The sequence below is a fragment of the Variovorax sp. GW821-FHT06D12 genome, assembly GCF_059419205.1.
Genome location: NZ_JBWKRI010000001.1, coordinates 1,302,553 through 1,315,359, shown reverse-complemented (window position 1 = coordinate 1,315,359; position 12,807 = coordinate 1,302,553). Strand labels below are relative to the sequence as shown.

Annotated in this window: 10 protein-coding genes; 9 read left to right on the top strand and 1 reads right to left on the bottom strand. The window is 69.9% G+C overall.

What is annotated here, in order from left to right:
• The first annotated feature begins 3 nt into the window (after positions 1–3).
• Positions 4–984: a tripartite tricarboxylate transporter substrate binding protein gene (locus AC07SQ_RS05980; RefSeq protein ID WP_495270434.1), complete on the top strand. Its 981-nt coding sequence runs from the start codon at positions 4–6 to the stop codon at positions 982–984.
• Between the two features lie 60 nt (positions 985–1,044).
• Positions 1,045–2,016, top strand: coding sequence for a Bug family tripartite tricarboxylate transporter substrate binding protein (locus tag AC07SQ_RS05975; RefSeq protein ID WP_159276120.1), 972 nt, complete (start codon positions 1,045–1,047; stop codon positions 2,014–2,016).
• On the opposite strand, the gene AC07SQ_RS05970 is transcribed toward AC07SQ_RS05975, so the two are convergent.
• On the bottom strand, positions 2,004–2,927 hold the full coding sequence (locus AC07SQ_RS05970) for a LysR family transcriptional regulator (protein ID WP_062474040.1): 924 nt from the start codon (positions 2,925–2,927) through the stop codon (positions 2,004–2,006). The genes AC07SQ_RS05975 and AC07SQ_RS05970 overlap by 13 nt on opposite strands.
• A gap of 144 nt (positions 2,928–3,071) precedes the next feature.
• Between AC07SQ_RS05970 and AC07SQ_RS05965 the strand changes: the two genes are divergently transcribed.
• The 7 genes from AC07SQ_RS05965 to AC07SQ_RS05935 all read left to right on the top strand — a co-directional run bounded on the left by AC07SQ_RS05965 (position 3,072) and on the right by AC07SQ_RS05935 (position 12,792).
• Entirely contained in the window at positions 3,072–4,229 is a 1,158-nt protein-coding gene (locus tag AC07SQ_RS05965; protein WP_495270435.1) for an acyl-CoA dehydrogenase family protein, read from the top strand.
• A gap of 24 nt (positions 4,230–4,253) precedes the next feature.
• Positions 4,254–5,270 (top strand): acyl-CoA dehydrogenase family protein, encoded by a 1,017-nt coding sequence (locus AC07SQ_RS05960; RefSeq protein WP_495270436.1) that lies wholly within the window; start codon positions 4,254–4,256, stop codon positions 5,268–5,270.
• A gap of 54 nt (positions 5,271–5,324) precedes the next feature.
• Positions 5,325–6,434 (top strand): CaiB/BaiF CoA transferase family protein, encoded by a 1,110-nt coding sequence (locus tag AC07SQ_RS05955; RefSeq protein WP_495270437.1) that lies wholly within the window; start codon positions 5,325–5,327, stop codon positions 6,432–6,434.
• A 60-nt stretch (positions 6,435–6,494) separates the two neighbouring features.
• Complete coding sequence (locus AC07SQ_RS05950) at positions 6,495–9,257, top strand: winged helix-turn-helix domain-containing protein (RefSeq protein ID WP_495270438.1); 2,763 nt, start codon at positions 6,495–6,497, stop codon at positions 9,255–9,257.
• Positions 9,258–9,397: 140 nt separating this feature from the next.
• On the top strand, positions 9,398–10,336 hold the full coding sequence (locus AC07SQ_RS05945; RefSeq protein WP_062474091.1) for an SDR family oxidoreductase: 939 nt from the start codon (positions 9,398–9,400) through the stop codon (positions 10,334–10,336).
• Between the two features lie 45 nt (positions 10,337–10,381).
• Positions 10,382–11,953 (top strand): acyl-CoA synthetase, encoded by a 1,572-nt coding sequence (locus tag AC07SQ_RS05940; protein ID WP_495270439.1) that lies wholly within the window; start codon positions 10,382–10,384, stop codon positions 11,951–11,953.
• Entirely contained in the window at positions 11,950–12,792 is an 843-nt protein-coding gene (locus AC07SQ_RS05935) for an enoyl-CoA hydratase/isomerase family protein (protein WP_495270440.1), read from the top strand. Before AC07SQ_RS05940 ends, AC07SQ_RS05935 begins: the two co-directional genes overlap by 4 nt.
• Positions 12,793–12,807 lie beyond the last annotated feature (15 nt).

Here is a 12,807-nt window from a genome sequence, read left to right as displayed (position 1 = left end):
ACCATGTCCTTTCAACGGCGCCACATCCTTGCCGCTGCGGGTGCGCTCGCAGCGATGCCCCTGGCCCGCGCGGCCGATGAACCCAAAGCCTGGCCGCAGAAGCCGATCCGGCTGGTGCTGCCTTACGCTGCGGGCGGGCCCACCGACGTCGTGGCACGCGCCATCGGGTTCAGGCTCTCGCAACTGCTGGGGCAACCGGTGGTCGTCGACAACCGCACCGGCGCCAGCGGCAACATCGCGACCGAGTTCGTCGCGCGCTCCGTACCGGACGGCTACACCGTGCTGTATCACTCGTCGGGCCTGGCCATCAGTCCGGCGCTGCACAAGAACCTGCCCTATGACACGCTGCGCGATCTCGTGCCCGTGGCGCTGCCCGCGCTGATCCCGACCGTGCTCATGGCAAGCCCGAGCTTGCCCGTCGCCAACATCGAGGAGTTCGTGCAGTACATGAAGGCGCGGCCCGGCAAGCTCGCCTACGGCTCGGGCGGACAGGGCAACGTCACGCACCTGGGCGTCGCGCTGTTCCTGCAGGCCCTGAAGCTCGATGCGATGCATGTGCCCTACAAGGGCACCGCCCCCGCCATGGCCGACCTCATGAGCGGACAGACCCAGTTCCTGCTCGACGCCGTGAACTCGTCGCTGCCTTTCATCCGCGATGGCCGCGTGCGCGCGCTGGCCGTGGCCGGCAAGGCGCGCATCGGCGTGCTGCCCGGCGTGCCGGCGTTGGGCGAGTCGCTGATCCCGGGTTTTGACGCACCCACCTGGCACGGCCTGCTGGTGCCCAAGGGCACGCCGCCGGCCATCGTCAAGGCGCTCAACGAAGCCGTCAACAAGGTGGTGGCCGACCCGAGCCTGCGCGGCCAGTTCGAGCCGCAAGGCGTGCTGCTCCAGTCTTCCACGCCCGAGCAGTTCGGCACCTACCTGCGCGCGGAGCTCAAGCGCTGGGCCGGCGCGGTGCAGGCCGCGGGCATCGAGGCCGAATAAGAAGACAGGCATCGGACCTGCGATCGGCGGGCCGGACAACAACGACAAGGAACCAGAGACATGAAGACCCCTTTCCTCGCGCGCTGGCTGCTGGCGCTTTCATTGGGTTGCGCCGCCGCACTGGCGACCGCGGCCGGGTATCCGGACAAGCCCGTCAAGATCATCGTGTCGCTGCCGCCCGGCAGTGGCGCCGACACCACCGCGCGCTTCCTGGCCCGGCACCTGAGCGAAAAACTCGGTCAGCCTTTCCTCGTCGACAACCGGCCCGGCGCCGACAGCTTCATCGCCGCGCGCGCCGTGGCCACCGCACCGGCCGACGGCTACACGATGTTCGTCGCCAGCAACTCGCCGATGGTGACCAACGTGGCCGTGTTCCGGCAGTTGCCTTACGACGCGGTGAAAGACTTCCAGCCGCTGGCGCGCATCGCCCGCTTTCCGATGGTGCTGGTCGTGCCCGCCAGCTCGCCCTTCAAGACCCTGCAAGACCTGGTGGTGGCTGCGCGCCAGGCGCCGGGCAAGCTCAACTTCGGCAGCGGCACCGCCACCTACCGCGTCGCGCTCGAACTGCTGCACGAGCGCAACCAGATCAAGGCCACGGCCGTGCCCTACAAGGGCACCTCGGCGGCCATGACCGACCTGGCCGGCGGCAACATCGACTACACGATGGCGGAGGTCAGCGCGGTGATGCCGCTGCTGCGCGGCGGCAAGGTGCGTGCGCTGGCCGTCGCCGCCAACGAACGCATCAAGGAACTGCCGCAGGTGCCGACCGTGAGCGAAAGCGGAACGCCCGGCTACGAGTCCTATGCCTGGACCGGCGTGTTCTTTCCCGCGGGCGTGCCCGAGCCCGTGCTCACCCGGGCGTCGCAGGCCATCAAGGAGCTGATGGACAGCGACGAGGCCAGGACCTTCATCACCTTGCAGGGCGGGGCGGTGTTCTACGGCGCGCCGCAGGCCTTCGGCGAGTTCCAGCGGGCCGAGATCGAGAAGACCCGGCGCATCGTGAAGACCGCCAACATCGGCTACGAAGACTGAGCCGGTGGCTGCGTTGCAGAAGGCTGGACAGCAGCATGCGCCACCGCGATGAAATTGCGTGCGGCCGGCGTCAAGGCGTCGGGCAGCGTGGCCATCGCGATGCCCACGGTGTATTTGGACGGCATGTCGGTCAGCGGGATCAGGCGAACGCCGTTGCTGGCGTAGCGCTGCACCACCGCCGGCACCAGCGCCATGCCCAGGCCGCTTTCCACCAGGCCGAGGATCGTCTGGACCTGCACCGCCTCCTGCGTGATGCGCGGCTGCACGCCGGCATCCTGGAACACCTGCATGGTCAGCACATGCATGGTGGGCACCAGCGTGCGCGAGTACGCGATGAAGGGCTCGCCCTCCAGCTCGGCGATGGCGATCTCGCTGCGCTGCGCGAAGGCCGAATCGGCGCTCACGGCCAGCACCAGGTGGTCCAGCTGCAGCACCGTGAGTTCCGCGGCCGTCGGCGTCAGCACCGGGTAGCGCACCAGCGCGAGGTCGAGCGAGTGGTCTTCGATGCGCCGCAGCAGATCGGTGGTGGTCGACTCCTCGATCTCCAGGTCCACGCGCGGGTACTGGCGGTGAAAGCTGCGCACGATCTGCGGCATCAGCGAATAGGTGGCCGAGCCGACGAAGCCGATACGCAGCAGGCCTTCTTCGCCCGCCACGCCGTCGCGGGCCGCGCGGCGGACCTCGTCGACGAAGAACAGTGCGCGCTTGGCGTTCTGCAGCACGGCTTCGCCGGCGGCCGTGAGCCGCAGGCCGGTGGAGAGCCGGTCGAACAGGAGCACGCCGAGTTCTTCCTCGAGCTTCTTGATCGAGGTGGACAGCGGCGGCTGCGCCATGTGCAGCCGCTCTGCGGCGCGATGAAAGTTGAGCGTCTCCGACAGGACGACGACCTGCCGCAGTTGGCGAAGCTCCATGGGGGCGAATGTCTCGGTGATTGCGGCAGTAACGGGTGGCCCGCTGCGGCTGCCAAACGGTGCAGGAGCCACGCGGATTATGGCGCTTGCACCCACCCGAATGAAGCGGGCAAAACCCGATGAAGCATCTGTGAGGACACACCATTGAACACCCTGCAATCGTTTTCGCTGGTCGCGATTCCACCGGAGGACGAAGCCCTGCGCGCGCCGGTGCGCGCCTTTCTGCAGTCGGCGCTGCACGGCGTTGCGCCGGCCGTGCGGGCGCGCTCCTGGATGGGGTTCGACGCCGACTTCAGCCGCGCGCTCGGGCGCCAGGGCTGGATCGGCCTGACGCTGCCCAAGGCCTATGGCGGCGCCGGGCGCAGCAGCTTCGCGCGCTTCGTGCTGCTCGAAGAACTGCTCGCCGCGGGCGCACCCGTCTCGGCCCACTGGATCGCGGACCGGCAGACCGCGCCGCTGATCCTGCGCTACGGCAGCGAGGCGCAGCGCGCGTTCTTCGTGCCGCGCATCGCGCGCGGCGAACTCTTCACCAGCATCGGCATGAGCGAACCCGATACCGGCTCCGACCTGGCCAGTGTCCGCTCGCGGGCCGTGCCCACCGCCACCGGCTGGCGCCTGAACGGCCGCAAGATCTGGACGACCAATGCGCACCGCGCGCACTACATGTGCACCCTGGTCCGCACCTCGGGCACGCCGGAAGATCGGCACAAGGGCCTGTCGCAGTTGCTGGTCGACCTGACGCTGCCCGGCATCACCGTGCGGCCGATCCGCGACCTCAGCGGCGACGGGCATTTCTGCGAAGTGCTCTTCGAGGACGTCGAGCTGCCGGCCGATGCCCTGGTTGGCGAAGAGGGCGCGGGCTGGCAACAGGTGACGGCCGAACTGGCCTTCGAGCGCAGCGGACCCGAGCGCATCTACTCCAGCCTGGTGCTCGCCGAAGCCTGGCTCGCCGAACTGCGCCAGGGCCCGGCGCCGGCTGCCGGCGTGCAGGTCATCGCGGGGCGCATCGCCGCGCGCATGGCGGTGCTGCGCGCGATGTCGCTGGCCGTGGCGGAGCAGTTGGGCCGTGGGCTCGATCCCGCGTTCGAGGCCTCGCTGGTGAAAGACCTGGGCACCGAGTTCGAACAGGCGATACCCGGATGGATCGAGGAAGCCTTCGACGCGCCCGGCCATCCCGTGCCGTCGGCTGGCCTGTTGCAGACCCTGGCCTACGTGACGCAACTGGCGCCGAGCTTTTCCCTGCGCGGCGGCACGCGCCAGATCATGCGCGGCATCATCGCCCGCGGGCTGGGCGTTCGCTAGCAGCGCCGCACACAAGGACACATGATGGACGACACACTCCTTGACGAATTTGAACGCCCGCTGCGCGCGCTGTGCACGGACGACACCTTGCGCGCCGTCGAAGCCGGCGCGCCCACCGACGCGCTGTGGCAGGCCATCGATGCGCTCGGCTACACCGATGCACTCGTGGCGGAAGCGCAGGGCGGCGCAGGCCTGTCGCTGCGCGAGCTGTTCGCGCTCGTGTTCGCCGCCGGCAAGGCCGGGCTCGGGCTTCCCTTCGGCGAGACCGCCGTCGCGCGCGCACTGCTGGCTGCGGCGGGGCATGGCGAGCGGCGCGGCGCCGGCCCCATCGCGATCGCACCGGGTGTTCCCGGCGACGCGGGTTCCGTCGTTTGCCGCGACGTGCCCGGCGGCGCGCTCGCGCAGCAGGTGCTCGTGAGCTGGCAAGGCGAATGGCTGCTGCTGCCGCGCGATCGTGCAACGGCCACGCCGGGTGCATGGCGTCCGCAGGCTTCGGCCACCCTGCAGTGGCACACACCTGATCTCGCCGTGGTGCGCTTCGATGCGGGCGCGGCCGATGCCGTGGGGCTTTGCAATGCACTTCACGCCGCAGGCATGGCGGGCGCCATGGCGCGCGTGCTCGAACTGGTGACCGACTACGCGCGCGACCGCAAGCAGTTCGGCCGGCCGATCGCGCAGTTCCAGGCTGTGCAGCAGGAACTCAGCGTGCTGGGCGAGCAGGCGCATTCGGCCACGCTGGCCGCACGCCTGGGTTGCAGCGCTGCGGGCGTGCAACCCGATCCGCTGCTGGCCGCCACCGCGAAGCTGCGGTCCTGCGAGGCGGCGCGCAGCGTCTGCGCCATCGCGCACGCCGTGTTCGGTGCCATCGGAATCACCGAAGAACACGTGCTCGGGCTGTACACGCGCCGCCTGCATGAGTGGCGGGCCGTGCCGGGCACGGAGACGCAATGCGCGCGCCTGTTGGGCGAGGCCCTGCTGGCGCAGCCCGACGGGCTGTTCGATTTCGTCCGGCTGCGCTTGTCCGCGCCGGTCCTGGCCTGAGTTTTGACCAATCCGCGTGGCAGGAAGCCGCCACGCATAGAAGGAGACAAGCGAATGGGACCCTTGCAAGGAATCAGGATCGTCGAGCTTGCCGGCATCGGCCCGGGCCCCATGGCCTGCATGCTGCTGGCCGACCTGGGCGCCACGGTGCTGCGCATCGATCGCACCGAGGCGGCCGACCTGGGCGTCAAGCGCCCGGCCAAATACAACCTGCTGCTGCGCAACCGCCAATGCGCGACGCTCGACCTCAAGCAGCCCGCGGCCGTCGAGCAGGTGCTGGAACTCGTGGAGAACGCCGACGTGCTGATCGAGGGGTTCAGGCCCGGCGTGGCGGAGCGCCTCGGGCTCGGTCCTGAGATCTGTCTCGCGCGCAATGCGCGCCTCGTGTACGGCCGCATGACAGGCTGGGGCCAGACCGGTCCGCTCGCCCATGCGGCCGGCCATGACGTGAACTACCTCGCGCTGACCGGCGCCCTGAACGCCATCGGCCGCAAGGATCAGGCGCCTTCGATTCCTCTGGCCTTGGCCGGCGACATGGGCGGCGGCGCGCTCTACCTGGTGATGGGCGTGCTGGCGGCGCTGCTGGAAGCGCGCAGCTCCGGCCAGGGCCAGGTCGTCGATGCCGCCATCGTCGACGGCGCGGCCTCGCTGGCCACCTCCTTCTACGGCCTGCATGCCGCGGGCTTGTGGGACGAGCGGCGCGGCACCAACATCCTGGACACCGGCGCGCCGTTCTACGAGGTCTACGAATGCCAGGACGGCGGATGGATCTCGGTCGGCCCGATCGAGGCGCGCTTCTATGCGCAACTGCTGCAGAAGCTGGACCTCGATGCTGCAGCGCTCGGCGACCAGCACGACCGCGGCGCATGGGCACAGGCCAAGGTGCAGATCGCGCAGCGCTTCAAGTCGCGCACGCGGCAACAGTGGTGCGACCTGCTCGAAGGCAGCGATGTCTGCTTTGCGCCGGTGCTGTCCTTTGCCGAGGCGCCGCAGCACGCACACATGAAGGCGCGCGGCACCTTCGTCGAGGTCGAGGGCGTGGTGCAGCCGGCCCCGGCGCCGCGCTTCAGCCGCACCGTGCCCGCCATGCCCAGGGCGCCCCAGGAACGGCCGGACGCCGACCTCGCCGCCATCGCCGCCGAATGGCGCACCGCGCGACGCTGACTTGCGCATCGGCGCTCCATACTGCGGGGAGTTTCTTCCTTCGTGTCCATTGATGAATCCTTGAACCCCAGCCTTGCGACGGTGCCGGAGCGCAGGATCGAACCGGTCGCCAGCACCAAGCTGCTTCCGCCACGTCCGTCGCGCCGGCTGGTGCCGCGCGACGCCTTGCAGGCGCGGCTGCTGGAGGCCCGGCGCCAGCGCTGCGTGGTCGTGCAGGGGCCCGCGGGCAGCGGCAAGACCAGCACGCTGGTGGCCTGGCGGCAGGCCCTGCTGGCGCTGGACTTCGATGTCGCCTGGCTCTCACTGTCCGCCGAAGACTGCGAGCCGACACGCTTCTTCGACTGCCTGCTGGCCAGCATCGGCGAAGTCGATCCCGACGCGGTGCGCGAGGCGGCGCTGCTGATGGGGCGGGACAGCGACGAGTCGGCGCTCGAGCATGCCGTGATCACCGTCGTGCAGGCCATCTCGTCGCGCTCGCGGGAGCTGGTGCTGATGCTCGACGACCTTCAGCACCTGGAGGACGCCCGCATCTTCCAGGTGCTGCAGTGGCTGCTCGACTACGCACCGCCGCGGCTGCACCTGGCCTTCGCCTCGCGCACCGCCTTGCCGTTGTCGTTCGCGCGGCTGCGCTCCCAGGGCCTCGTGAGCGAGTTCGATCTGCGCGACCTGCGCTTCACTGCCGAGGAAACCGAGCGCTTCCTGCGCGAGCAGCTGGCCAGCATCGACAAGCGCGACGTGCAGGTGCTGCACGAGCTCACCGATGGCTGGGTGGCCGGCCTGCAGCTGTTCGTGGTCGACATGCAGGCCAAGCGGGGCGCCCCGTATGCCCGGGTGCAGGTGCGCGACGCACAGGCCTTCGCCAGCTACTTCGAAGGCGAGGTGCTGGCGCACCTGCCGCCCGACGAGCTTGCGTTGCTCACGCGGCTGGCCCTGTGCAACCGTTTCTGCGCCTCCCTGTGCGCCGCGTTGCTGGTGCTGCCGCACGCCGGTGCGGACATGGCGTTGCGGCTGGCGCGCCTCGATAGCGAGAACCTGTTCATCAGCCAGGTCAGCAGCCACGACCGCGAGACCTGGTATCGCGTGCATCCGCTGCTGCGCGAGATCCTGCTGGCGCGCCTGGAAAGGCTGCCGGGCGAGGAACGCGGTGCGCTGCACGGCGCGGCCTGGCGCTGGTTCGAGGCGCACGGGCACTTCGACGAAGCCGTGCGCCACGCGGTGCTGGCGGGCGACGCGCACGCGGCGGCCGACATCGTGGAGGCCTGCGCGTCCGACCTGCTGGCCCGGGGCGAACTGACCTCGCTGGGTGGCCTCATGCGGCGGCTGCCGACGACCCAGGTGCAGGCGCGCTTCGGGCTTCGGCTCGTGGCGGCCTACCTGCGCCTGTATGCGCGCGACATCGAAGCGCTGGAGGGCAGCATCTCGCAGCTGGAGGCGGAATTCGACACGCTGGACGCACTGCAGCGCCGGGGTCTCACGCTGCTGCGCGGCGGCCTGGCGCTTCAGCGCGACGACACCGAGACCCTGCTGGCGATCGCGCCGCAACTTGAAGCCATTCCCGACGACGCGCAGGCCATCTTCGCCGGGCGCAACCACCTGCTGGCCTGGATGCACATGTACCGCGATGCCTACGCCGAGGCCCGCGCGCTGCTGGAAGAGGCCGCGCAGCAGCACGGCACCTCGACCGGGCGCGGCCTGATCGCGCGCTGCCTCGCCGGCATGAGCTTCGCGCTCGAAGGCCGCATGACCGAAGCCGAACACCTGTTCCGCGCGGTACTGCAGGAGGCGCAAGGGCACGGCGCCGCCCGGATCGGCGTGGCCAGCATGGCCGCGGGCCTGCAAAGCGACGTGCTCTACGAGTGGAACGAGCTCGAAGCCGCCTGCAGCCTGCTCGAACCCCGCATCGAAGTGCTGGAGCGCGCCTCGATTCCCGATGCCGTGCTGCGCGCCTTCGTCGTCCTGGCGTGCGCGCACTGGCTGGCGGGCCGGCGCCTCGAAGCGCTCGACCACCTGGACCACCTGGAGGACTACGCCGTGCGCCACAGCCTGGACCGCTTGCTCGCGCATGCGCTGGTCCTGCGCCTGCGCCTGTACCTCAAGCAAGGCGAGACCGCGCAGGCCGACCAGGTGTTCGATCGGATCAAGGTGCTGAACGTGCGCCATGCCGATGCGGGCAAGGGCACGGCCGCCGAAACCTGGCGCATCACCGAGCGTGCGCGTGCCGACATGTACCTGCACTGGAACGACTTCGACGGCGCCGTCGATTGCCTGAAGCCCCTCGTGGCCTGCACCGAATCGGCCGGCCGCTTGCGCATCCTGGCGGCCCTTCGGCTGCAACTGGCCATCGCGGAGTCGGGGCGCGGCAACCAGCGGCCCGCGCGTGAGCAGGCGATCGAAGCCTTGCGGCTGGGCCATCGGCTCGGTCTCGTGCGCAGCCTGCTGGACGTATCGGCGAACGTGCCGTCGCTGCTCGATGCGCTGCTGGCGGATGTGGCGCTCGACCCGGTCCTTGCGTTCTATGCGCGGCGGCTGCTGGAGGCGGCCGCGGCCACGCGACGCGCACGCGCGGCCGTCCGCATGGCCAAGAGCGCCGCAGCCGAAGGCGTGGCCGTCGACCTGCTCAACGAGCGCGAGCGCGAGGTGCTCGACCTCGTGGCGCAGGCCATGCCCAACAAGAAGATTGCCCGCGTGCTGGGCGTCACGCCCCACACCGTGAAGTGGCATCTGCGCAAGATCTACAGCAAGCTGGGCGTCGCCGAGCGCGACGAAGCGGTTGCGCGCATGCGCGATCTCTCGCTGGTCCGGGAAACCCCCAAGCTGCACTGAACACCGGCTAGCCATCGCGGCTAGTGGCTCGCGGCCTTCGGCTTCGCATCATCGATGCACGCGACAGCGCCTGTCAGGCGACTGCCGCTGCGGACCGCCCGGTCCGGCACATCGATCCCAGCGAAACGAAAGGAATGGAGATGCAACAGCTCTGCAAGGACCGCGTGGTCGTCATCACCGGTGCCGGCCGCGGCCTCGGCCGCGAATACGCACTGGAATTCGCGCGCCAGGGCGCGAAGGTGGTCGTCAACGACCTGGGCGCCAGGCCCGACGGCACAGGCGCCATGAACGGCCCGGCCCAGGAAGTGGTGGCCGAGATCCGCGCGATGGGCGGCGAGGCCGTGGCCAACACCGACGACGTGTCCGACTGGGAGGGCGCCAGGCGGCTGATCGAGGCCGCGATCACCGCGTTCGGCGGGCTCGACGTGCTGGTCAACAACGCCGGCATCCTGCGCGACAAGACGCTCGTGAACATGGACATCGACGATTTCGACGCCGTGATCCGCGTCCACTTGCGCGGCACCTTCGCGCCGATGCGCCATGCCGCCGCGTACTGGCGCGAAGAGGCCAAGGCCGGCCGGCCGCGCGTGGCGCGCGTCGTCAACACCAGTTCGTCGTCGGGCCTGTACGGCATCGTCGGGCAGACCAACTATGGCGCGGCCAAGGCCGGCATCGCCAACATGACCATCGTCGCGTCGCGCGAGCTGGAGCGCTATGGCGCGACGGTCAATGCGATCTACCCGACCGCGATGAGCCGCCTGACCGAAGACCTGTTCAAGAGCGGCCAGCTCAACCCCAAGGCACCGGCCGGCGCCGCGGGGTTCGACCCGCTGGACGCGGCGAACGTGGCGCCGCTGGTCGTCTGGCTGGGTAGCGTGCATTCCGGCGCCGTCACCGGCCGGGTGTTCGGCGCCAAGGGCGGGCGCATCACGGTGGCCGAAGGGTGGCGCGCCGGTCCTCACGTGCAGAAGGACAGCCGCTGGACCGTCGCCGAGCTGGGCGAGGTGCTGCCCGGCCTCGTCGCACGCGCGGCGCCGAACGCCGACCTGAGCGGCCAGCTGAATGCGTCGAACGCGTGACATGAACAAGGACTGCGGACACCGGTCCGCCCCAGGAGGCACCGCATGAAAACGGCGAACTACCTTGGAGACTTTGCCGCCCTGACGCCGGACAAGCCCGCCGTCATCAACGGCAGCAGCGGCGAGCGCCTCAGCTACCGCGAACTGGACGAGCGCTCCAACCGGCTCGCGCAGGTGTTGTACGCCCAGGGCCTGCGCCGCGGCGATTGCATCGCGATGCTGCTGGAGAACCACATGCGCTGCTTCGAGGTGGCCTGGGCCGCCTTCCGTTCGGGGCTGCTGCTGACGGCGGTCAACCGGTTCCTCACGGCGGGGGAGGTGGCCTACATCGTGGAGGACAGCGGTGCGAAGGTGCTGATCTCCTCGGTCGCGATGGCCGGTGTCGCGGCCGAACTGGCCGGCACCACGCCGCACTGCACGCGGCGGCTGATGATCGACGGCGTCATTCCCGGGTGGGCGTCCTACGAGCAGGCCGTGGCCGGCGCGCTGGCGCAGCGGCTGGCCGAGGAGTGGGTGGGCGGCACGCTGCTGTACAGCTCCGGCACGACCGGCCGGCCCAAGGGCATCGTGCGCGCGGCGGCCCGTGCGCGCTTCGACGACGACGTGGCCGACCCGCGCCTGATGATGATGCACCGGTACAAGTTCGACGCCGATTCGGTCTACCTGTCCACGGCGCCGCTGTACCACGCGGCCCCGCTGTCCTATGCGACCAACACGCACTTCTTCGGCGGCACCGTGGTGTTCATGCCCAAGTTCGATGCGGTCGAGTCGCTGGCGCTGATCGAGCGTTACCGCGTCACCCACAGCCAGTGGGTGCCGACCATGTTCATCCGGTTGCTGAAGCTGCCGGACGCATCCCGCGAAGCCTTCGACCTGTCCAGCCACCGCGTGGCGATCCATGCCGCGGCGCCGTGCCCTGCCGAGGTCAAGCGCCGCATGATCGATTGGTGGGGCCCGATCGTGGTGGAGTACTACGGCGGCAGCGAAGGCAACGGCCTGACCTCCATCGACAGCCGTGAAGCGCTCGCGCACCCCGGCTCGGTGGGCCGTGCCGTGCTGGGCGTGCTGCGCATCTGCGACGACGACGGCAACGAGCTCGCGGCGGGCCAGGACGGGCTGATCTATTTCGAGCGCGACAAGCTGCCCTTTCACTATCACCGCGACCCCGGCAAGACCCGCGCGGCCCAGCATCCGCGGCACCCGAACTGGACCGCGATCGGCGACATCGGCCACCTCGACACGGACGGCTACCTGTACCTGACCGACCGGCTCTTCTACATGATCATTTCGGGCGGGGTGAACATCTACCCGCAGGCCATCGAGGATGCGTTGGCCCTGCACCCCAGCGTGCAGGACGCCGCCGTGATCGGCGTGCCCGACGCCGAGATGGGCGAGGCCGTGAAGGCCGTCATCGAGCCCGCGCCCGGCGTGGCGCCCACGCCGGCCTTGGCCGAAGCGCTCATCGCCTTCCTGCGCGGCAAGGTCGCGAGCTACATGCTGCCGCGCTCGGTGGACTTCATCGACGAGATGCCGCGCCTTCCCACCGGAAAGCTCTACAAGCGCGCGCTGCGCGAGCGCTATGCCAGGCCTGAACTGAACCAGGAACCACAGACATGAACGACACCACCGAAACCCTGCGCGCGTCGCAGTTGTGCATCGAGGGCGGCATCGCCGAACTCAGTCATCAGCGCCCGGCGCTGCGCAATGCGCTGTCGACCGAACTGCAGATGGACTACGTCGACGTGATCGCGCGCGTCGAGAGCGACCGCGAGATCCGCGTGCTGCTGATCACCGGCTCGGGCGGCAGCTTCTCGGCCGGTGGCGACGTCAAGTTCATGCGCGAGCGGCTGACCGACCCGAGCGTGGCGACGGCGGACTACATGCGCAGCCGGCTGCGCAAGGCCCACCAGTGGCTGACCCGCCTGCGCGAGCTGGAGGTGCCGGTGGTCGCCGCGGTCGACGGGCCGGCCTACGGCGCGGGCTTCGGCCTGGCCCTGCAGGCCGACTTCGTGCTCGCGTCGACGCGCGCAGTGTTTTGCGCCTCGTTCGCGCGCCTCGGTGCCGTGCCCGACTTCGGCCTGCTGCACACGCTGCCGCGCATCGTGGGCCTGTCCCGCGCGAAGGAACTGATGCTGACGGCGCGCCGCCTGGGGGCAGAGGAGGCGCAGGCCTGGGGCCTCGTGCATGCGGTCCATGCGGACGATGCGCTACAGGCCGAGGCGAGGGCGTTCGCGCAGCGCCTGTGCGCAGGCCCGCGCGAAGCCGCCGGCATGACCAAGAACCTGGTCAACCGGAGCTTCGAGACCGACTGCGCCGCGATGTTCACGGCCGAGGCCAGCGCGCAGGCCGTGGCCATGCAGACGCCTTATCACGCCCAGGCCGTGGCCGACTTCGCGCGCGACGGCGCCTTCCGCTACGACTGGGACCGCATGGCGGCCGAGCGGTCCACCTCCTGAATCGCAAGGGAACAA

Bases quoted from the DNA above. Each gene is read 5' to 3' on its own strand.
- AC07SQ_RS05945 (WP_062474091.1), top strand. From the start codon at position 9,398: ATGCAACAGCTCTGCAAGGACCGCGTGGTCGTCATCACCGGTGCCGGC.
- AC07SQ_RS05970 (WP_062474040.1), bottom strand. From the start codon at position 2,927: ATGGAGCTTCGCCAACTGCGGCAGGTCGTCGTCCTGTCGGAGACGCTC.
- AC07SQ_RS05980 (WP_495270434.1), top strand. From the start codon at position 4: ATGTCCTTTCAACGGCGCCACATCCTTGCCGCTGCGGGTGCGCTCGCA.
- AC07SQ_RS05955 (WP_495270437.1), top strand. From the start codon at position 5,325: ATGGGACCCTTGCAAGGAATCAGGATCGTCGAGCTTGCCGGCATCGGC.
- AC07SQ_RS05975 (WP_159276120.1), top strand. From the start codon at position 1,045: ATGAAGACCCCTTTCCTCGCGCGCTGGCTGCTGGCGCTTTCATTGGGT.
- AC07SQ_RS05940 (WP_495270439.1), top strand. From the start codon at position 10,382: ATGAAAACGGCGAACTACCTTGGAGACTTTGCCGCCCTGACGCCGGAC.
- AC07SQ_RS05935 (WP_495270440.1), top strand. From the start codon at position 11,950: ATGAACGACACCACCGAAACCCTGCGCGCGTCGCAGTTGTGCATCGAG.
- AC07SQ_RS05960 (WP_495270436.1), top strand. From the start codon at position 4,254: ATGGACGACACACTCCTTGACGAATTTGAACGCCCGCTGCGCGCGCTG.